Consider the following 20,232-nt stretch of genomic DNA (forward strand, 5'->3'; position numbering starts at 1 on the left):
AACCGGGGGTTGACATGGCGTGATTTAGAACACGAGATCAACACCGCCGGAGCCGGAATACGGCCGCGTCCAGGTCTCCCACCAGGCCGGTCCGCAGCCCGCGGGTCGCCAGCACCGCGCCGCGGTGCACGGTGCCGGTGGCGGAATCCCGGTACTCGGCCGCCGGGTCCAGGCCGCGCAGCCGCAGCGGCGGCTGGGGGTCGCCGAAGGACTGGGAGTGCAGCCAGGCCAGGACGACGGTCTCGTCGCCGCGCACGTACTGCACGGCGCTCAGGCCGCCGTCGCCGGGCGGCCGCAGCCGGTACAGGTCGCCGTACTGCACGACGGGCCGGATCGCCTTGTACAGCTCGATCCACTCCGCGGCCTCGGCCCGTTCCGCCGCGCTCCACGCCGCCAGGTCGCCGCCGACGCCGAGCACCCCGGCCATGGCGCTCACGAAGCGGAAGCGCAGGCTGCTGGCCCGCCCGTTGAGCATGGTGTTGGGGCTGTCGGTGACCCAGGCGGCCATCACCCGGGCGGGGTGCAGCTGGCTGAACCCGTGCTGGATCCGCAGCCGGTCCAGCGGGTCGGTGTTGTCCGAGGTCCACACCTGGTCGGTGCGGGAGAGGATCCCGAGGTCCACCCGGCCGCCGCCGCCCGAGCAGGACTCGAAGGCGACCCCGGGGTGCGCGGCCCGCAGCCGGTCCAGCAGCTCGTACAGCCCGCGCACGTGGTCGACCCACAGCCGCTGCGGGTAGGGCTCGCCGGGCCAGCCGGCGTCGGTGAAGCACCGGTTGAAGTCCCACTTGACGTAGTCGACGGGGGCGCTGCGCAGGAGCGCGTCCAACTGCTCCCACAGGTACGCGCGGACGTCCGGGCGGGCGAGGTTCAGGACGAGCTGGTTGCGGAACTCGGTGCGCCGGCGCCCCGTCTGGTGCTGCGCCCAGTCCGGGTGCGCGCGGTACAGGTCGCTGTCGGGGTTGACCATCTCCGGTTCCACCCAGATGCCGAACTGCATCCCGAGGGCGTGCACGTCGTCGGCGAGCGGCTTGAGCCCCTTCGGGAACCGCTCGGGGTTGGCGGTCCAGTCACCCAGTCCCGCCCGGTCACCGGTGCGCGCGCCGAACCAGCCGTCGTCGACCACGAACAGCTCGACGCCCATCGCGGCGGCGCGCCGGGCGAGTTCGCGCTGCTGCTCCTCGTTCACGTCGAAGCCGGTGGCCTCCCACGAGTTGTAGAGCACCGGGCGCGGCCGCTCGGCGTGCGGCACCACGTGGGCCAGCTGGTACGCGTGCCAGGCGCGGCTGGCGGCCCCGAAGCCGCCGTCCGTCCAGAGCCCGGCGAAGACCGGGGTGGTGAAGGACTCGCCCGGCCCGAGCAGCAGCAGTCCCGCGTCGTCGTGCCCGGCGCCGCCGACGGCCTGCACCCGGCCGTCGGGCAGCTGCTGCACGGCGATGCGCCAGGAGCCGGACCAGGCCAGCGCGGCGGTCCACACCTCGCCGTGCTCCTCGCCCGCGTCGCCCGCGTCGAGGCCGATCCACGGCAGGTGGTGGTGGCCGGTGTGGCCGCGCCGGCTGCCGATCACCTTCTCGCCCGCGGTGAGTCCGCCGCTGGCGAGCCGCGTCTCGGCTCCCCAGCGGCCGTGCAGGTGCGACAGCCGCCACGTGTCGCGCTCCGGCAGCGTCCAGGCCGCCGAGTCGGCGCGCAGCAGCTCGACGGGGCCGGTGTGGCCGTTGGCGACGTGGGTGGCGGTGGCCCAGCGCTCGACGACGTCGGAGCCCTCGCGGATCCGGTAGTGCAGCGTCAGGTCGAGATGGTGGACGGAGTCGTGGAAGTGCAGCCGCAGCTCGTCGCCCGCGGTCTCGGCCTCCTCGAAGCACCATTCGGTGCCGCGCGCCGTGGCGTCGCGGACCGACAGGGCGGGCCGGACGAAGCGCGGGCCGCCCTCGACGGGGTACTCCTCACGGCCGTCGAGCGCGGACTCGAAGGAGCTGCCGCCGGGCAGCGGCTCCGCGGCCAGCGCCTCGGCGTCGGCGAGCCGGATCCGGGCGCCCCAGTGCAGATGGAGCAGCTCGTCGCGCTCGGTCAGGTGTACGGCGTAGCTGGTGCCGGGGCCCGAGATCAGCCACAGCCGCCCGCCCCCACCCGTCTCGATCATCAGAACTCTCCCTTTCCGATCACGTCCGCACATCGTTCCGTGGGCGGAAGCCGAGGGCAATGCCGCGGCAGGCACATACCGCCCGGTACGTCGATGGGCGCGGTGTCGTATCGTCGGCTGAGGTTCAGCCCCGAGCTCTGAGCCGTGACCCGAAGGAGCGCCGGTGACCCAGCAGCTGCCGCAGACCCCCGCCAACGACACCGAGACGGTTTCCGGCGCCGCGACGGGCGCCGGGCCGGGCGCCGCGAACGGCGCCGCCGACGGCACCCCCGCCGGCACCGAGCCGGCGCTGACCGGCGTCCGGAACTTCCGCGACGTGGGCGGCCTCCAGGCCGCGGACGGCCGCCGGGTCAGGCCCGGGAAGCTGTTCCGCAGCGGCCACCTCGCGCACACCACCGACCAGGACGCGGCCTTCCTCGCCACCCTCGGCCTGCACACGATCTTCGACTTCCGGAACTCCGACGACATCAAGATGGAGGGCCCCGACGTCGACCTGCCGGGCGTCCGCAACGTGAACATGCCGCTCAGCGACCCCGCCCACGGTGCCGACTTCTGGCACACCGTGCGCGACGGCGACCTGCCGGCGCTGCGCGACGCCCTCGGCGACGGCAAGGGCGCCGCGCGCATGGTCACCGCCTACCGGCAGCTGATCCTGGACCGCACCGCCCAGCACAGCCGCATGCTCGAACTGCTCGCGGAGGAGCCCGCCGTCCCGGCGCTGCTGCACTGCGCCGCGGGCAAGGACCGGGCCGGCACGTCGATGGCCATCATCCTGCTCGCCCTCGGTGTGGAGCGCTCCGCCATCGAGGCCGACTACCTGGAGAGCAACGCGGCCCACCGCCGCTACAAGATCCAGCGCGGCGACGGCGCCACCGGCTCCGCCATCGACCCGGAGGTCATGCGGCTGCTCAGCCCGCTCTTCGAGGCCCGCCTCGAATACCTCACCGCCGCCTTCGACACCATCGACGAGCGCTGGGGCTCCGTCGACCGCTACCTGTCGGAGGGCCTGGGCTGTACGCAGGAGCGGCGCGCGCGGCTGCGCGAGCTGCTCCTCACGGACGGCTGAGCCGCCGCGGCCGGACTACCAGCCGCCCCGGTCCCACCGCCCGATGACCGCGTCGTGCGGGTCGGTGACCCAGCCGGCGGTCAGCACCAGGCCGGTGGCGCGGTGCACGGCCAGGAAGCCGAAGGGGCGGTCGAACGTCACGGCCACGAACTTCGCCTTCCGGTCCGGAACCCCGCCCGCCACCATGGAGAAGGCGGTCACGGCGGCGGCGACGAAGCCCTCCGCGCTGAAGGACGCCGTGACCGACTGCCGGGCGGCGCCCACCGCCAGCGGCTTCTCGCTGACGCCGGGGAAGTGGCCCCGGCTGTCGTCGCGGGCCGTGTCGAGGCCGAACAGCTCGGGGCGCTCCAGCAGGTCGTGGTCGTCGGTGACGGTGAAGGCCGCGGTCGTGGTGTGCAGCTGCGGCTCGGAGTCGAAGCCGGTGACCTGCGCGACCGCGACGCCGGGCCCCGGGGTGCCCTCGGCCAACCGCCCGCCCGGCACCACCTCGTACGCCCCGGCCAGCACCTCGACCCCCGCGCGGAGCACGTTGCCGGCCCCGACCCCGGCCCGGTCCTCGCCGAGCAGCAGGTGCACGTCGATGCCGTTCGCGCCCTGGACGTCCAGGAGGGTGAGCGCTCCGGCGGACGTCCGCGCGACGCCCAGCAGGTTCAGGTCGGAGCCGGAGCGCCGCAGTCCCGCGACCTTCCGCCCCGCCCAGGGACCGCCCCGCGGCTCCAGGGTGGACGCCGAGAACGGCTCCCGCCACTTCGTCCGGACGCACAGCGCGCTCGCGAGCACCATCAGCGTCTTCTCGGTCAGCGCGACGGGCATCTGCTCGATCAGGCCGCCGGTGTTCCGGGTGGCCCAGGCGTCGAGTTCCTTGCGGTCCGCCTCCGCGTCACCGGTCAGCCGCCCGGCGACGTCGGCCGGCAGGCGCGCCAGCCAGTCGCCGCGCAGCGGCAGCTCCCGCTTCGTCCAGACGCCCAGCGCCGCGTCGACGCCGTCGGCCGCGCCCAGCGCCTCCAGCAGCGCGCGGCCGTGCTCGATCGCGGCCTCGGCGGGCACGCCGAGCGCCTGCTCCAGCTCCGCGCGGGCGGGTCCGTCGGCCGCGCCGCCGACGAAGGCCAGCAGCGGCCAGACGCCGACCGCGCTGAACGCGGTGCCCTTCCCCGGCGTGACCGCCGCGCCCGCCCATCGCGCCGTCAGAGCGTTGACCGCCCGCACCGTCGCCGAGTCCACCACTGGCCACCCACCCCGTTCCTACCGGTTGGCGACCGCCTGCTTGACCAGCGTCCGCCCGAAGTCCCACATCAGCCCGCCGCCGCCGTGCGCGTCGTCCATCACGGCGGTGAACGCCTCGACGAACCGGTCCACGTCCGCCTCGTCGATGATCAGCGGGGGGATCAGCTTAATGACTTCGAGGTGGTCGCCCGAGACCTGCGTCAGGATCCGGTGCCGCTGCAGCAGCGGCACCACCACCATCTGCGCGAACAGGCCCTTGCGGGCGGCCTGGAGCATCGCCCAGCGGCTGCGCAGCCCCAGGGAGGTCGGCTTGCCGAACTCGATCCCGATCATCAGTCCGCGCCCGCGCACCTCGCGCAGCAGCTCGTAGCGGTCGACGAGGGCGGCCAGCCGGGTGCGCAGCAGGTCGCCGGTGTGCCGGGCGTTGGCGACGACGCCCTCGTCGTCCATGACCGACAGGGTCGCCAGTCCGGCGGCCATCGCCTGGGCGTTGGAGCCGAAGCTGGCGGAGTGCACCAGGACCCGGTCCATCGAGGAGTAGACCTTCTTGAAGATCCACTCCTTGCCGAGGGTGGCGCTGACCGGCACGTACCCGCCCGACAGCGCCTTGGAGACGCACAGCAGGTCGGGCTCGACCCCGGCCTCGTGCTGGTAGGCGTAGAAGTCGCCGGTCCGCCCGAGACCGGTCTGCACCTCGTCGGCGATCAGCAGCGCCTTGTGCCGGTGCAGCAGCTCCTGCGCGGCCCGCAGGTAGCCGGGCGGGGACTCGTGGACGCCCTTGCCCTGGATGGGCTCGACGATCAGCGCCGCCACGTCGCCGCGCTTCAACTCCCGCTCCAGCGCGTCCAGATCGCCGAGCGGGATCGCGGTGTCGGGCAGCAGCGGCGCGAAGCCGTCGCGGAAGCCGTCCTCGCCGTTGACGGAGAGCGAGCCCGTCGTCAGCCCGTGGAAGGCGTGCGAGCAGTACAGGATCCGCGGCCTGCCGGTGGCGTAGCGGGCGAACTTCAGCGCGGTCTCGACGGCCTCGGTGCCGCTGTTGCCGAAGAACACCCGGTCCAGGTGCGGGCTGTAGGTGAGCAGCTTCTCGGCGAGCAGTCCCGGCAGCGGCTGGCAGTCGAAGCGGGTCAGGTCCGCGAGGCCCGCGTCCAGGACGTCGTGCAGCGCCTTGCGGACGACGGGGTTGTGCCGGCCCAGGCCCATCACCCCGAACCCGGCGAGCATGTCGAGGTAGTCCTGCCCCTCGGCGTCCCAGAAGTGGGCGCCCTCGGCCCGCTCGTAGACCTTGTCGAAGCCGATGGTGTGCAGCATGCGCGGCAGTTGGTGGTTGAGGTGCTTGGCGTGCAGGTCGTACCGCTCACCGCCGCGTTCGGCGAGCAGCGTCGCGATGTCGAAGCCCTTGGCCGCCGGTGACGGCTCCACGGGCGGTGGCTCCGCAGTCGGCGATTCGACGGGCTGCGACTCAGACGGTGTCATGGGGTGCCGGCTCCTTGCTTGCGTCGCCCACGTCGCCTGCCCCGTTGCGGCGGGCGAGCGTGGCACTGATCCGGCCGGCGATCTCGGCCGGGGTGAGTCCGATGTCGGCGAGCACTTCGCCGCGCTTGGCATGGGCCAGGAAGTCCTGCGGGATGCCGAAGTCACGCACCGGTACGTCGACGTCCGCGTCCCGCAGCGCCTGCGCGACGGCCGAACCCACGCCGCCGGTACGGCTGTTGTCCTCGACGACCGCCACCATGCCGAAGCCCGCCGCCAGCGGCGGCAGTGCGGGGTCGACCGGCTTGACCCAGCGCGGGTCGACGACGGTGACGCCGAGGCCGCGTTCGCCCAGCAGTTCCGCGACCCGCAGGCAGGTGTCCGCGAGCGCGCCGACCGACACCAGCAGCACGTCGGGCCGCGGATCGCGGCGCAGGACGTCCAGCCCGCCGATCCGCTCCAGGGCCGGCACCGCCGCGCCGACCGTCTCCTTGGGGAAGCGGACGACGGTGGGCGCGTCGTCGACGTCGACGGCCTCCCGCAGCTGCGCGCGCAGCTGGTCGGCGTCGCGCGGGGCGGCGATCCGCAGGCCGGGCACGACCTGGAGGATCGACATGTCCCACATGCCGTTGTGCGAGGCGCCGTCCACGCCGGTGACGCCCGCCCGGTCCAGTACGAAGGTGACCCCGCACTTGTGCAGCGCCACGTCCATCAGCACCTGGTCGAACGCCCGGTTCAGGAACGTCGCGTACACCGCGACGACCGGGTGCAGCCCGGCGGTGGCCAGGCCCGCCGCCGAGGTGGCGGCGTGCTGCTCGGCGATGCCGACGTCGTAGATGCGGTCGGGGAACGCGGCGGCGAACGCGGCGAGCCCGACGGGCTGCAGCATCGCCGCGGTGATGGCGACGACCCCCGGGCGCTCCGCGCCGATCCGCAGCATCTCGGCGCCGAAGACCGAGGTCCACGAGGGGCCGCTGGACGGCGCGAGCGGCTCGCAGGTGAGCGGGTCCATGGCGCCGACGGTGTGGAAGCGGTCCGCCTCGTCCCGCTCGGCCGCCGGGTAGCCGCGGCCCTTCTGCGTCAGGCAGTGCACCAGCACCGGCCCGTGGAAGCGCGCGGCGCGGCGCAGCGCGGACTCCACGGCCGCGATGTCGTGCCCGTCGATCGGGCCGACGTACTTCAGGCCCAGGTCCTCGAACATGCCCTGCGGGGCGAAGGCGTCCTTGAACCCCTTCTTCGCGCCGTGCAGGGATTCGTACAGCGGCCGGCCCACGACCGGGGTCCGCTGCAGCCGGTCCTTGCCCCAGGCCAGGAAGCGCTCGTAGCCGTCGGTGGTGCGCAGCGTCGCCAGGTGGTTGGCGAGGCCGCCGATGGTCGGCCCGTAGGAGCGCTCGTTGTCGTTGACGACGATGATCAGCGGCCGGTCCTTGGCGGCGGCGATGTTGTTCAGCGCCTCCCAGGCCATCCCGCCGGTCAGCGCGCCGTCCCCGATGACCGCGACCACGTGGTCGGGCCGGCCCAGCACCTGGTTGGCCTTGGCGAGGCCGTCGGCCCAGCCGAGCACCGTCGAGGCGTGGCTGTTCTCGATGACGTCGTGCTCGGACTCGGCGCGCGAGGGGTAGCCGGACAGGCCGCCCTTGCCGCGCAGCTTGGAGAAGTCCTGCCGCCCGGTGAGCAGCTTGTGGACGTAGGACTGGTGGCCGGTGTCCCACAGGACGCGGTCCGCGGGCGAGTCGAAGACACGGTGCAGCGCGATGGTCAGCTCGACCACGCCCAGGTTGGGTCCGAGATGGCCGCCGGTTCTCGCCACCGCGTCCACCAGGAAGTGGCGGATATCGGCGGCGAGTTCCTCGAGACGGGTCTCGGGCAGTGCCTTCAGGTCGCGCGGGCCTCGGATGTTCTCCAGTATCGACACGATGGACCTCGTTCCCCCCTACCGGGATTGCTGCGGTCAGCCGATGGTGACTTCGGGTGCCCCGGAGAAGGCGCCGTCCGTTGCCATCTGCTCGGCGATCTTCATCGCCTCTTCGATCAGGGTCTCCACGATCTTGGACTCGGGGACGGTCTTGATGACCTCGCCCTTGACGAAGATCTGGCCCTTGCCGTTGCCGGACGCGACACCGAGATCCGCCTCCCGGGCCTCCCCCGGCCCGTTGACGACGCACCCCATCACGGCGACGCGGAGCGGCACCTTCATGCCCTGCAGACCGGCCGACACCTGGTCGGCGAGCTTGTAGACGTCGACCTGGGCGCGGCCGCAGGACGGGCAGGAAACGATCTCCAGCCGCCGCCGGCGCAGGTTCAGCGACTCCAGGATCTGGATCCCGACCTTGATCTCCTCGACCGGCGGCGCCGAGAGCGAGACGCGGATCGTGTCGCCGATCCCCTCGGAGAGCAGCGCGCCGAACGCGACGGCGGACTTGATGGTGCCCTGGAACGCCGGTCCGGCCTCGGTCACCCCGAGGTGGAGCGGGTAGTCGCACTTGCTCGCCAGCAGCCGGTAGGCGTTGACCATGACGACCGGGTCGTTGTGCTTCACCGAGATCTTGATGTCCCGGAAGCCGTGCTCCTCGAACAGCGAGCACTCCCACAGCGCGGACTCCACCAGCGCCTCGGGCGTGGCCCTGCCGTACTTCTCCATCAGCCGGCGGTCCAGCGAGCCCGCGTTGACGCCGATCCGGATCGGGGTGCCGACCGAGGCCGCCGCCTTCGCGATCTCCTTGACCTTGTCGTCGAACTGCCGGATGTTCCCCGGGTTCACCCGCACGGCCGCGCAGCCCGCGTCCAGGGCCGCGAAGACGTACTTCGGCTGGAAGTGGATGTCCGCGATCACCGGGATCTGCGACTTCCTCGCGATCGCCGGCAACGCGTCCGCGTCGTCCTGCGAGGGGCAGGCCACCCGCACGATCTGGCAGCCCGCGGCCGTCAGTTCCGCGATCTGCTGGAGCGTGGCGTTCACGTCCGACGTCACCGTCGTCGTCATCGACTGGACGGACACCGGGGCGCCCCCGCCGACCGCGACCGACCCGACCTCGATGCGCCGCGAGTGGCGGCGCACCGAGAGCGGGCGGGGCGGGACGGCGGGCACACCGAGCGCTATCGGCTCGCTTCCCGACATCGCTGTCGTCACTTCCCGCGGTTCCCGGCCACCGTCTCACGGGCGGCGCGGAGTGATTCCTTGAGCGAGCCCATGGTGGCGAGGACGGCGGTCGGCTCGTAGCCGCAGTGCGCCATGCAGTTGGCGCAGCGCGGGTCCTTGCCGCGGCCGTACTTGGCCCAGTCGGTCTCCTCGATGAGCTCGCGGTAGGTGGGCACGTACCCGTCGCTCATCAGGTAGCAGGGGCGCTGCCAGCCGAAGAGCGAGTAGTTGGGGATGCCCCAGGCGGTGCACTGGAAGTCCGCCTTCCCCTCCAGGAAGTCCAGGAACAGGGGGCTGTGGTTGAGCCGCCACTTCCTGCGGTTGCCGCCCGCGAAGGACTTCTTGAACAGCTCGCGGGTCTGCTCGACGCCGAGGAAGTGCTCCTGGTCGGGTGCCTTCTCGTACGCGTAGGCCGGCGAGATCATCATCTCGTCGACCTTCAGGTCGTCGTTGAGGTAGTCGAGGACCTCGATGATGCTCTGCGGGGTGTCGGTGTTGAAGAAGGTCGAGTTGGTGGTGACCCGGAAGCCGCGCCTCTTGGCCTCCTTGATCGCCTCGACCGCCTCCTCGAAGACGCCCTCCTTGGCGACGGACTCGTCGTGCCGCTCCTTCAGCCCGTCGATGTGCACGGTGAAGGCGAAGTACGGGGACGGCGTGAACTTGTCCATCTTCTTGCGCATCAGCAGTGCGTTGGTGCAGAGGAAGACGTACTTCCGCTTGGCCACCAACTGGCGCACGATCTCGTGGATCTGGGGGTGCATCAAGGGCTCGCCACCGGCGATGGACACCATCGGGGCACCCGATTCCAGCACGGCGCCGACCGCCTGGGCGACCGGCATGCGCTGCTTGAGGACCCCTGCCGGGTGCTGGATCTTTCCACAGCCCTCGCAGGCCAGGTTGCAGGCGAACAGCGGCTCCAGTTCCACGATCAGCGGGAACTTCTCACGGCGTCGGAGCTTCTGTTCCATGAGGTACGTTCCGACCCGGATGGACTGGCGGAGCGGCATAGCCATCTAGCTCACCTCCAGGAGAGCACAGCGGTAGTACGGTGCCATTCGAAAAAGGCAGGAAGAATAGCCCTTAGCACGCGGAACGCGGTGATTCCGGTGCGCAGCGTGCCGACACGGACCAGTTCATGCTCGGGAGTGTCGACAACAACGCGGACGGCGGCGACCGGCCGCGGTCCGCGCGCCAGGGCGGCGCGCATTATTGCGGTGGATTCCATATCGACCGCGACCGCTCCTGTCGATCGCAGAACGGAGCGTTCCGCGCCCCGTACGACATGGTCGGACCCGGCCAGGCGTCCGGTGTGAACGGTGTGCCCCGCCGCTTCGAGCGCGGCGGCCAGTGGTCCGGCGCCGTGGGTCTCGTCCGAGACCACCAGGTCGCCGGGGCGCATGCCGGGGGCGAGCCCGGCACAGAATCCGGTGGCGAGCACCGCCGCGTCCCGCAGGTGCGGGGCGCGCAGCGCCTCGGTGACGGCCCGGCCGGCGGCCTGCGGTCCCATGCCGGTGCGCAGCAGGGCGACGGGCCCCGCGGCGCCGGTCCGGTCCCCGCCCCGCAGGGCGAACCGTTCGACGCCGAGGGCGCAGACGACGAGCAGAGCGGTCATCCGACCGCCTTCCTCTTCGGCGCGGTGCCGATCACTCCCAGCGGTTCCCCGCGCGCGTAGCGCCCGAGCGCCGTGAGCGGGAAGACCATCCGGTAGAGGTGGTAGTTGATCGAGAAGTCCCGGGGGAACCCGGTCCCGGTGAAGTACGGCTCGTCCCAGGAGCCGTCGGCCTTCTGGGTGTCGACGAGCCAGCGGACCCCGCGCTCCACCGCGCCGCTGTCGCGCTCGCCGGCGGACAGCAGGGCCAGCAGCGCCCAGGCGGTCTGCGAGGCGGTGGAGACGCCGCGGCCGATCCACTCCTGGTCGGAGTAGGAGCGCAGGTCCTCGCCCCAGCCGCCGTCCTGGTTCTGCACGCTCTCCAGCCAGCTGACGGCGCGTCGGACGGCGGGGTGGCCCGCGGAGATGCCGGCGGCCACCAGCGCGGGCACCGCGGAGCCGGTGCCGTAGATGTAGTTGACGCCCCAGCGGCCGAACCAGGCTCCGTTGTCCTCCTGTTCGGCCAGCAGCCAGTCGATGCCGCGCCGGGTGTGGGTGTCGCCCTCCAGCCCGAGCGAGGCGAGCATCTCCACCACGTGCGCGGTGACGTCGGCGGACGGCGGGTCGATGACCTCGCCGAAGTCGCAGAACGGCAGCCGGTTGGGAAACGCGCTGGTGTTGTCGGCGTCGAAGGCGCCCCAGGCGCCGTTCTTCGACTGCATGCCGACGTTCCAGCGCACGGCCCGCTCCACGGCGGCGTCGACCCGCCCCGGATCGGGGTGGTCGACCCGCAGCAGGGCCAGCACGACCTCGGCGGTGTCGTCGATGTCGGGGTAGTTGTCGTTGTGGAACTCGAAGGCCCAGCCGCCCGGTTGCAGGCCCGGCCGCTGCACCGACCAGTCGCCCGGCTTGGTGATCTGCTCGCCGAGCATCCAGTCGGCCGCCTTCACCAGCGCCGGGTGGTCGGCCGGCACCCCGGCGTCGGCCAGCGCGATGGTCGCGAGACAGGTGTCCCAGACCGGCGACTGGCACGCCTCGATCATGCGGGTGTCCTCGTCGGGCCACACGGCGAAACGATCCAGCGAGTCCAGCCCCGCACGTACGACCGGGTGGTCGAGTTCGTAGCCGAGCAGGTGCAGGGCGATGACGGAGTACACGGCGGGCGGCTGGATCCCGCCCCAGCAGCCGTCGTCCTCCTGGCGCTCGATGATCCAGCGCGCGCAGGCCTTGAGCGCGGTACGGCGCAGTGGCCGGACGCCGACCTTGCGGTACAGGTGCAGGGCCCGGTCCAGCCGCTGGAAGAGGCCGTCCCAGCTGGCGAGCGGGGCGTTCGGACGCGGCGGGTTGGGCTGTGCGGGGTCGGTGTGCAGCTCGCCGATCCCGAACGGGGCCGGCCGCACGGGGCGGTGGGCGGCGACGACGGTGAGCGGGACGATGGTCTGCCGGGCCCAGCAGCCGAACGCGTAGATGTTGAGCGGGAACCACTTGGGGAGGTAGATGATCTCCGGTGGCAGCTCGGGGAGGTCCTCCCACCGCCACCAGCCGAACAGGGCCAGCCAGATCCTGGTGAAGACCCGGGCCCCCACGACGCCGCCGGCCTCCCGCACCCACGCGGACGCGTCCGCCATGTGCGGCGCCTCGGGCGCGTCGCCCGCCAGCCGCAGCGCGACATACGCCTCGATCGTCGCGGACAGGTCGCCGGGACCGCTGTGGAAGGTGGGCCACGACCCGTCGTCACGCTGCAGCGAGCGGATCCAGCGGGCGGCGGCCTGGGTGGTCCGCTCGTCCAGGATGCCGAGGAACTGACGGAGCAGCAGGTCCTCGGCGTCCATCGTCACGTTGGTCTCGAGGTCGCCCTTCCACCACCCGTCGGGGTGCTGGGCCGCCAGGAGATGGGCGGCTGCGCGCTGCGCGGCACGCTCCGCCGCCTCGGCACCACCGACGTGTACGGGATGCGGTGCCGAGGTCGTGCTGGCCGAAGGTGCCTGGGGGGCTGGGGCCCCCGGACTGCCGTCGGTCGTCGCTGTCATGGCTTCCCCTTTGCAGTTGAGACTTCTGCGGTGTTGGGGCTGCCGTCGACCGTTACACGTGCTTGGTCGGCGACGTGCTGCGCTCCACGTTAGATCTTTATTTCTCGCGAACCACCACAAAATCCGCCAGGCCTACGAGCTTACGTTGAATTTCGTCCGGCATGTCCATTTTATCCAGCGCGGCGATTGCAGTGGCGTATTGCCGGCGGGCTTCCTGGGATGTCCACTCCCGGCCTCCCGCCTCTTCGATCAACGCCGCCCGCAGGGCGAACTCTTCCTCACTGAACGCACCTGTTTCAGGATTCTTGGCATCTGCCGCGAGCAGTTCCGCGAGTTGTTCCGAGGCGCTGCCGCCGGCCGCCAGCGCGGCGACCACGGGCAGTGACTTCTTGCGCTGCCGCAGATCGCTCCAGGTCTGCTTGCCGGTCGCGGCCGGGTCGCCCCAGATCCCGAGCAGGTCGTCGATGGCCTGGAAGGCGAGGCCGAGGTGGTAGCCGTACTCCTCCAGCGCGTCCGCGTCGGACTCCGACGCGCCGCCGAGCACCGCGCCGATGGAGGAGGCGCAGGCCAGCAGGGCGCCGGTCTTGTTGCCCTCCATCTCCAGGCACTCCTCGACGGTGACCCGCTCGCGGTGCTCGAAGGAGATGTCCTGGGCCTGACCGTCGATCAGCTTGCGGGTGGCGACGGTCAGCCGCCGGGTGGCACGGCCCGCGTCCACGGTGCACTGCTCCAGCAGCACCTCGTTGGCGAGCGCGAACAGCGCGTCACCGACCAGGATCGCCTGGGCGGGGCCGTGCACCTTCCACACCGTGTCGCGGTGCCGGCGCTGCTCGTCGCCGTCCATCAGATCGTCGTGCAGCAGTGAGAAGTTGTGCACCAGCTCGACGGCGACCGCGCCCGGGACGCCGACCTCGGGCGGCACCCCCGCCGCCTCGGCGGACAGCAGCGCCAGCGCGGGACGCACGGCCTTGCCGCCGTCGCCGTCGGCCGGCCGGCCGGTCGCGTCGATCCACCCGAAGTGGTAGGCGGCAACGGTGTCCATCGGTGGCGCGAGCCGTTGCACGGCCGAGCGGAGCACCGGGGTGGACAGGGTGCGGCCGCGCTCCAGCAGCTCAAGGACGCCGGCAGCGGTCACGTTTACTCCTCTGGTTGCACTGGCTGTGCTCATACGGCCCTCACCACATCGTTCTCGAACGGAAGGCCTAGTGCGGTCAAAGCTTCTCGGGAGGCGTTCAGTCCGCTGCGCACGGCGCTCTCCATGGTCGCGGGCCACCCGGTGGCGGTCCACGCGCCCGCCAGGTACAGGCCGGGTGCGCCGGTGGCGGCCCCGGGCCGCAGCCGGCCGACGCCGGGAGCCGGGGCGAAGGTCGCCGTCCGCTCCCGGGTGACGAAGAAGTCCGTCACCCGCGCCCCCCTGGCGGCGGGCAGCAGACGTTCCAGCTCCGGCAGGTAGCGCGCGCGCAGTTCCGCGACCGGCAGGTCGATCTCGTCCTCGACGGCGGACTGCGAGACGGCCAGGTACTGGCCGGATCCCGTCATCCCCGAGCTGTCGGTGCGGTCGAAGACCCACTGGACGGGGCTGCCGAGCGCGGCGAAGAACGGCTGCCGCAGCACCTTGCGGTCGTAGACGACGTGCACGTTCAGGATCGGCGCGGTGCCGATCCCCAGCAGCGCGTCGGGGTCCTCCAGTGCGCCCTGCGGCAGCAGCCCGTGCGTCTCGCGCTGCGGCAGCGCCATGACGACGGTGCCGGCGTCGAGCTGCTCGCCGCGGCCCGGCCCGGTCTCGGCGTCGACCCGCCAGCCGCCCTCGGCGGCCGGCTTGATGCCGGTCACCCGGGAGCGCAGCATGGTCCGCACGCCCGCCGCGTCCAGCGCCTTGCGGGCCCGGTCGTCGTGCAGTTCGCCGAGCGGCGCGGCCGCCCAGCCGATGTCGGCGGCGCCGGCCTCGGACAGCAGCCCGGTCTTGAAGACCATGGCGGCCAGCCCCAGCGAGGCGCGGTCCGCGGTGGCGTTGAGCGTCGCGACGCCCACCAGGTCCCACAGCGCCTCGATGGTGCGCGGGGACTGGCCCCGCTCGCTCAGCCAGCTCGCGAAGTCCGTGTCGTCCAGCGCCGGGTCGTCCAGGTCCAGGGCGCGCAGCGCGAGCGCGGCGCGCCCGACCGTGGCCCGCTCGCGGAGCGACAGGTGCGGATACGTCGCCAGGCTCGCCGCCAAGTGCAGCGGTACGGGCAGCGCCGCGCGGCGCAGTCGGCCCAGCCGCATGGTGTCGGCGTCCAGGACCGGCACGTCGAGCCGGTCCTGGAGGGTGACCAGGTCGCGGGCCGCGATCCGGTCGACGAACCACTGGTAGGCGGTGCAGCAGCGCAGGAAGACGTGCTGCCCGTTGTCGACGGTCAGCTCGCCGCGCCGGAAGGAGAACGCCAGTCCGCCCAGGCGGGGACGTGTCTCGACCAGCGTCACCCGCAGCCCGGCGTCGGCCAGTGCCAGGGCCGCCGTGGTGCCGGCCAGTCCGCCGCCGACGACCACCGTGGCCGTGGGAGGGCGCTCGAGAACCCCGGAACCACTCATGCGCCCTCCCCCCTCTCGCGGTCGCCCGGAGCGGCGCGACGCTCCGTCACCGGCACTGACGCACTGGGGACCCGGCTGGTTGCCAAGAACGTCACCCGCGCCCCCGCGCGGAGCGGCGGGCGTCGAGTCCGGCCAGTCCGCGTACGGCGACGTACGCCTTCTCGTGACCCGGGAGCGAGACCCGGCCACGCAGCACCGCTTCGGGATCGGCGGCGATCCGGTCCAGCAGCCGGCGGTAGATGCCCGCCATCGCGGCCACGCAGGCGCCGCTGCGGCGGTCGAGCATGGGGAGCAGCTGGTACCCCGTCGCGAACAGGGCGCGGGCGCGCCGCACTTCGTACTCGATCAGGCCGGCGAAGTCCGAACCGGCCGGCGGGGTGTCGGTGTGGAACCCCTCCGAGCAGCCGAACTTGGCCAGGTCCTGGGCCGGCAGGTAGGTACGGCCGTTGCCGGCGTCCTCCCGCACGTCCCGCAGGATGTTGGTGAGTTGCAGGGCCAGGCCCAGCGTGTCGGCGTACCCGGCGGCGCGCTCCATGTCGCCGGGACCGCGGCCGCCCGGGCCGACGGCGCCGAAGACGCCCAGCGAGAGCCGTCCGATGGCGCCCGCGACGCAGCGGCAGTACGCCGCGAGGTCGTCCCACGTCTCGTACGTGCGGCCGTGCACGTCCATCAGGACGCCGTCGATCAGCTCGTCGAGTCCGCCGAGGGGCAGCGGAAAGCGGCGTGCCGCGTCCGTGAGCGCGACCGCGACCGGGTCGGTGTCGTCCTCGCGGATCTCACCGGCGCGGATCCGGGCCAGCAGCGCCCGGGTCTCGTCGAGCCGGATCTGCTTGACCTCGGGTTCGAGGTCGCCGTCGCCGATGTCGTCGACGCGGCGGGAGAAGGCGTAGAGGGCTGACATGGCCTGCCGCTTGGGGAGGGGCAGCAGGCGGATGCCGTAGGCGAAGTTGCGGGCCTCATGCCCGGTGACGCTCTCGCAGTAGCTGTAGGCGGCGAGAACCGACCCGGACGTGTGGGCAGAACCGTTCACGGTCCGCCTCACCCCTTTCTTCGCAATGTCGACCCCACTTCGCGCAGCAGGCTTGGCTTGGTGGCTTTCGGCGGTCCCGGGAGCACGTCGTAACCCGCGCCCTCGACCGCCTTCAGCGCGGACCGTCCGCCGCCGACGAAGCCGGCGAGCAGAAGCCTGAGCCTGCCACGGACGCTACCCACCAAGGGGGTGCCTTCATTCAGCAGGTCCCAGGCGCGTTCCGCTTCGAAGGCCACCAGTGCGCGCACCTGTGCGCCGGCGGTGGGGGCGGCGAGGTCCGCTTCGGTGACTCCGAAGCGTTTCATGTCCTGTGCCGGCAGGTAGATGCGGTCGCGGCCGAGGTCCTCGGCCACGTCCTGCAAGTGTTCGACGATCTGCAGCGCGGTGCAGACGGCGTCGGAGAGCCGGTTCCGTTCGGGTGTGGAGGTGCCCGTGATCCCCAGGACGAGCCGGCCCACCGGGTTGGCGGACAGTTCGCAGTAGGCGAGCAGATCCTCGTAGGTGTCGTACCGCCGGACCCGCTGGTCCTGGCGGTTGGCCTCGATCAGGCCCTCGAAGGGTCCGGGGGTCAGGCCGTGGCGGCGGACGGTGGGCTGCAGTGCCAGCAGCAGCGGGTGTCGCGGGGTTCCGGCGAACACCTTCCGCAGGTCGTCCTCGAACGCGTCGAGCATGGCGATCCGGTCGTCCGCGGCATCCTGCGGGAGGCCCAGCCGGGCAGCGTCGTCGCGACCGCCGTTGGCCAGGTCGCCGTCGCCGATGTCGTCGACGAGCCGTGCGAAGCCGTAGACGGCCATCAGGTCGCCGCGCCATGCCTTCGGCACGAAGAACGGGGCGACGGGGAAGTTCTCACGGGCGGCCTTGTCCAGGACGGCGCGCGACTGCGCGTCAGCGGTCACCGCGGGCGTCCCGTCCCACGCGCGACGGACGCGCTGTGGAGCTGGATGGTCCCGATCTTCATGGCCGCCACACTCCCCGTTCTACACCGCCGGGAAGAAACTTCCCATTTCGGACACGCCGCACCCGCCCCGGAGCACCGCTACAGCTTACGTCGGGCAGGTCACCGGCGTACGCCGGGGGCGCGAGCGACGGCCGGGATTCCCTGGGGATTCACCCTGTCCGCCGCCAATCGGGTTACCGGCTACGCCGGTTGACGCCCACAGGAGGGGCGCATGAGGCGTACGGGCATCCCTGACGGCGGCGGCCGCGGGGTCCTGGCGGCGGGAAGGACGAACGGACGGGCCCCGCCGGTTCCTGCCCGGCGGGGCCCGTTCATCCGTGCGAAAGTGCGGACCGCTCTTCCGGTCCGCCCGCCGGCTACTTGTTGCTGGCCTCTTCGTAGGCCTTCAGCACGTCGTCGGTCGGGCCGTCCATCAGGAGCTCGCCCTTCTCCAGCCACAGCACCCGGTCGCACGTGTCGCGGATCGACTTGTTGTTGTGGCTGACCAGGAAGACCGTCCCGGCCTCCTTGCGCAGCTCGCGGATGCGGGCCTCGGAGCGGCGCTGGAAGGACCGGTCGCCGGTGGCGAGCGCCTCGTCGATCATCAGCACGTCGTGGTTCTTGGCCGCCGCGATCGAGAACCGCAGCCGCGCCGCCATGCCGGACGAGTACGTGCGCATCGGCAGCGAGATGAAGTCGCCCTTCTCGTTGATGCCGGAGAAGTCCACGATCCCCTGGTAGCGCTCGCGGATCTCCTCCTGGGACATCCCCATCGCCAGACCGCCCAGGATGACGTTGCGCTCGCCGGTCAGGTCGTTCATCAGCGCCGCGTTCACGCCCAGCAGCGAGGGCTGGCCGTCGGTGTAGACCCGGCCGCTCTCCGGCGGCAGCAGCCCCGCGATCGCCCGCAGCATCGTCGACTTGCCCGAACCGTTCGACCCGATCAGGCCGACCGCTTCGCCCCGGTATGTCGTGAAGCTCACCCCGCGCACGGCGTGCACCAGCCGGACGTTGGGCGAGGACTTGCGGGAGATGATCCGCCCCAGGGCGGCCGTCGCGCTGCCCTTGCTGTTCCCCGCGCCGTGCACCCGGTAGACGATGTGCACATCGTCCACGATCACGGTCGGCACGCGCTTTTCGGTCTGCTCAGCCACGGCCGTACTTCTCCTCAGCCTTCCAGAAATACACGTACCCGCCGATACCCGCCACGAGCGCCCAGCCCACCGCGACCGCCCACACGTGCGGCGGCATCTGCTCGGCCGTCACGCTGTCGATCAGCGCGAAGCGCATCAGGTCGATGTAGACGGCCGCCGGGTTGATGTCCAGCAGGATGCGCACGAAGAGCGGGGCGTCCTTGGTGAAGTTGTCGATGCTGTACATCACGCCGGAGGTGTACATCCAGGTGCGCAGGATGAACGGCATCAGCTGCGCCAGGTCCGTCATCTTGCTGCCCAGCCGCGCCACCACCAGCGCCAGACCGGCGTTGAACACCGACTGGATGAACAGCGCCGGAATCGCCAGCAGCCACGACCAGGTCGGCACCTCACCGGTCATCAGCACAATCGAGAACAGCACCAGCATCGACATCAGCAACTGCTGCAACTGCATCAGCGTGAACGCGATCGGCATCGACGCCCGCGGGAAGTGCAGCGCCCGGATCAACCCCAGGTTCCCCGCCACCGCCTTCACCCCCGACATGATCGAGGACTGGGTGAACGTGAAGATGAAGATGCCCGTCACCAGGAACGCGATGAAGTTGTCCACACCGCGGTCCGTGCCCAGCAACAACCCGAAGATCAGGTAATACACCGCCGCGTTCAGCAACGGCGTCATCACCTGCCACAACTGACCCAACCGCGCATCGGTGTACTGCGCCTGCGTCCGCGCCTTCGCGAACTCGTTGATGAAGTGCCGCCGGCCCCACAACTGCCGGGTGTACTCCACAAGGCCCGGCCGGGCACCGCTGACCGACAGCCCGTACTTCGCCGCCAGCTCGGAAGCCGACAGTCCTTCGTCGGCCCGGGAGTCCGACGGGGCACTCACGGCGACGGCGCCGTCATGCGCTGTTCCGCTCACAGTAGACACTTTCGTCGTCAAGGTGCGCGTCCGGGGCAGGGGGGTCCCGGACTGCGCCCGATGCTCTCAGGTTCGAGCTTGTCAGATGATCGGGGGTCGGCCCAGTCGCGTCAGCCGCCACACCGTGCGCCACTTCATGGGGCGCCGGGGGCCGCAGGGCGTCGCCCAGCCCTCCCGGAAGCCGCCGATCCAGGCGCGCAGCGCCGGTCCGGACGGGCGCCGGGCCAGCGTGAGCAGGATCCAGGTGCCGAGATAGGCGGGCACCAGGGGCCAGGGCAGGTTCCGGCGCGCCAGCCACACCCGGTTGCGGGCCACCATGCGGTGGTAGACCGCGTGCCGGCCCGGCGCGGTGAGCGGGTGGTGCAGGACCATGTCCGACCGGTAGTCGATCATCCAGCCGGCGTCCAGGGCGCGCCAGGCCAGGTCCGTCTCCTCGTGCGCGTAGAAGAACTCGTCCGGCAACCCGCCGACCTGCGCCAGCACCTTCGTGCGGACCGCGCTGGCGCCGCCCAGGAAGGTGGTCACCCGCGAGGAGCGCATCGGGTCCGACGCCCGCAGCCGCGGCACGTGGCGGCGCTGGGTGGTGCCGCTCTCCGGGTCCGCGATGCGGAAGCTGACGATGCCCAGCTCCGGGTCGGCCGCGAAGGCCTGGCGGAGCAGCTCCCCGGTGTCGGTGCCGGGCAGCAGCCCGTCGTCGTCGAGGAAGAGAACCACGTCGACGTCGGAGCCGTTCGGGCCGAAGAGCTCGACGCCGACGTTGCGCCCGCCGGGGATGCCGAGGTTCTCGGGCAGCTCCACGGTACGCACCCGCTGCCCGGAATCGTCCAGTTCGGGCAGCGGGGAGCCGTTGCCGACCAGCGCCACCTCGATCGGCGGGCCCTCCTGCTTGGCGACGGAGTCCAACAGGTCCCGCAGCTCCGCGGGGCGGTTGCCCATCGTGATGATCACCGCGCCGAGCTTCAGCGGC

The 20,232-nt window shown here is 71.9% G+C and carries 16 protein-coding genes; 1 reads left to right on the forward strand and 15 read right to left on the reverse strand.

Annotated elements, in window-relative coordinates; translation table 11 throughout:
• Positions 1–37 precede the first annotated feature (37 nt).
• Positions 38–2,137 carry an alpha-galactosidase gene (locus ABZ721_RS33355; RefSeq protein WP_358792522.1) on the reverse strand — a complete coding sequence of 700 codons (2,100 nt, stop codon included), beginning with the start codon at positions 2,135–2,137 and terminating at the stop codon, positions 38–40.
• Between the two features lie 289 nt (positions 2,138–2,426).
• Here ABZ721_RS33355 and ABZ721_RS33360 point away from each other — a divergent pair, with 289 nt between their 5' ends.
• Complete coding sequence (locus ABZ721_RS33360) at positions 2,427–3,203, forward strand: tyrosine-protein phosphatase (protein ID WP_358792558.1); 777 nt, start codon at positions 2,427–2,429, stop codon at positions 3,201–3,203.
• Positions 3,204–3,218: 15 nt separating this feature from the next.
• Here the strand turns inward: ABZ721_RS33360 and ABZ721_RS33365 are convergent, their stop codons facing one another.
• From ABZ721_RS33365 to ABZ721_RS33430, 14 genes are all read right to left on the reverse strand, one after another.
• The gene (locus tag ABZ721_RS33365) at positions 3,219–4,424 is read right to left on the reverse strand and encodes a serpin family protein (RefSeq protein WP_358792523.1); all 1,206 of its coding nucleotides are present in this window, start codon (positions 4,422–4,424) and stop codon (positions 3,219–3,221) included.
• Positions 4,425–4,445: 21 nt separating this feature from the next.
• Positions 4,446–5,900, reverse strand: a complete 1,455-nt coding sequence (locus tag ABZ721_RS33370) for an aspartate aminotransferase family protein (RefSeq protein WP_358792524.1) — start codon at positions 5,898–5,900, stop codon at positions 4,446–4,448.
• The gene (gene dxs / locus ABZ721_RS33375; protein WP_358792525.1) at positions 5,887–7,812 is read right to left on the reverse strand and encodes a 1-deoxy-D-xylulose-5-phosphate synthase; all 1,926 of its coding nucleotides are present in this window, start codon (positions 7,810–7,812) and stop codon (positions 5,887–5,889) included. Before dxs ends, ABZ721_RS33370 begins: the two co-directional genes overlap by 14 nt.
• 36 nt (positions 7,813–7,848) lie before the next feature.
• The gene (ispG, locus tag ABZ721_RS33380) at positions 7,849–9,015 is read right to left on the reverse strand and encodes a flavodoxin-dependent (E)-4-hydroxy-3-methylbut-2-enyl-diphosphate synthase (protein ID WP_358792559.1); all 1,167 of its coding nucleotides are present in this window, start codon (positions 9,013–9,015) and stop codon (positions 7,849–7,851) included.
• Positions 9,016–9,023: 8 nt separating this feature from the next.
• On the reverse strand, positions 9,024–10,049 hold the full coding sequence (gene hpnH / locus ABZ721_RS33385; protein WP_358792526.1) for an adenosyl-hopene transferase HpnH: 1,026 nt from the start codon (positions 10,047–10,049) through the stop codon (positions 9,024–9,026).
• Positions 10,050–10,054: 5 nt separating this feature from the next.
• Complete coding sequence (locus ABZ721_RS33390) at positions 10,055–10,648, reverse strand: 1-hydroxy-2-methyl-2-butenyl 4-diphosphate reductase (RefSeq protein WP_358792527.1); 594 nt, start codon at positions 10,646–10,648, stop codon at positions 10,055–10,057.
• Entirely contained in the window at positions 10,645–12,654 is a 2,010-nt protein-coding gene (gene shc, locus ABZ721_RS33395) for a squalene--hopene cyclase (RefSeq protein ID WP_358792528.1), read from the reverse strand. Before shc ends, ABZ721_RS33390 begins: the two co-directional genes overlap by 4 nt.
• A gap of 97 nt (positions 12,655–12,751) precedes the next feature.
• Positions 12,752–13,822 carry a polyprenyl synthetase family protein gene (locus tag ABZ721_RS33400; RefSeq protein WP_358792529.1) on the reverse strand — a complete coding sequence of 357 codons (1,071 nt, stop codon included), beginning with the start codon at positions 13,820–13,822 and terminating at the stop codon, positions 12,752–12,754.
• Entirely contained in the window at positions 13,819–15,222 is a 1,404-nt protein-coding gene (gene hpnE / locus ABZ721_RS33405; protein WP_358792530.1) for a hydroxysqualene dehydroxylase HpnE, read from the reverse strand. Before hpnE ends, ABZ721_RS33400 begins: the two co-directional genes overlap by 4 nt.
• A 91-nt stretch (positions 15,223–15,313) precedes the next feature.
• On the reverse strand, positions 15,314–16,264 hold the full coding sequence (gene hpnD, locus ABZ721_RS33410; protein ID WP_358792531.1) for a presqualene diphosphate synthase HpnD: 951 nt from the start codon (positions 16,262–16,264) through the stop codon (positions 15,314–15,316).
• Positions 16,261–17,148, reverse strand: a complete 888-nt coding sequence (gene hpnC / locus ABZ721_RS33415) for a squalene synthase HpnC (RefSeq protein WP_358792532.1) — start codon at positions 17,146–17,148, stop codon at positions 16,261–16,263. The genes hpnD and hpnC overlap by 4 nt, the downstream gene beginning before the upstream one ends.
• 418 nt (positions 17,149–17,566) lie before the next feature.
• Entirely contained in the window at positions 17,567–18,343 is a 777-nt protein-coding gene (locus ABZ721_RS33420) for an ABC transporter ATP-binding protein (protein ID WP_358792533.1), read from the reverse strand.
• Complete coding sequence (locus tag ABZ721_RS33425) at positions 18,336–19,265, reverse strand: ABC transporter permease (protein WP_358792534.1); 930 nt, start codon at positions 19,263–19,265, stop codon at positions 18,336–18,338. The genes ABZ721_RS33420 and ABZ721_RS33425 overlap by 8 nt, the downstream gene beginning before the upstream one ends.
• A gap of 81 nt (positions 19,266–19,346) precedes the next feature.
• Positions 19,347–20,228: a glycosyltransferase family 2 protein gene (locus ABZ721_RS33430; protein ID WP_358792560.1), complete on the reverse strand. Its 882-nt coding sequence runs from the start codon at positions 20,226–20,228 to the stop codon at positions 19,347–19,349.
• Between the last annotated feature and the right edge of the window lie 4 nt (positions 20,229–20,232).

It is taken from the genome of Streptomyces sp. NPDC006733 (assembly GCF_040636125.1).
Classification (GTDB): domain Bacteria; phylum Actinomycetota; class Actinomycetes; order Streptomycetales; family Streptomycetaceae; genus Actinacidiphila.

Coding starts and splice junctions, on each gene's coding strand:
- hpnH (WP_358792526.1), bottom strand. CDS start 10,049: ATGGCTATGCCGCTCCGCCAGTCCATCCGGGTCGGAACGTACCTCATG.
- ABZ721_RS33370 (WP_358792524.1), bottom strand. CDS start 5,900: ATGACACCGTCTGAGTCGCAGCCCGTCGAATCGCCGACTGCGGAGCCA.
- ABZ721_RS33355 (WP_358792522.1), bottom strand. CDS start 2,137: ATGATCGAGACGGGTGGGGGCGGGCGGCTGTGGCTGATCTCGGGCCCC.
- ABZ721_RS33390 (WP_358792527.1), bottom strand. CDS start 10,648: ATGACCGCTCTGCTCGTCGTCTGCGCCCTCGGCGTCGAACGGTTCGCC.
- ABZ721_RS33400 (WP_358792529.1), bottom strand. CDS start 13,822: ATGAGCACAGCCAGTGCAACCAGAGGAGTAAACGTGACCGCTGCCGGC.
- hpnE (WP_358792530.1), bottom strand. CDS start 15,222: ATGAGTGGTTCCGGGGTTCTCGAGCGCCCTCCCACGGCCACGGTGGTC.
- ispG (WP_358792559.1), bottom strand. CDS start 9,015: ATGTCGGGAAGCGAGCCGATAGCGCTCGGTGTGCCCGCCGTCCCGCCC.
- shc (WP_358792528.1), bottom strand. CDS start 12,654: ATGACAGCGACGACCGACGGCAGTCCGGGGGCCCCAGCCCCCCAGGCA.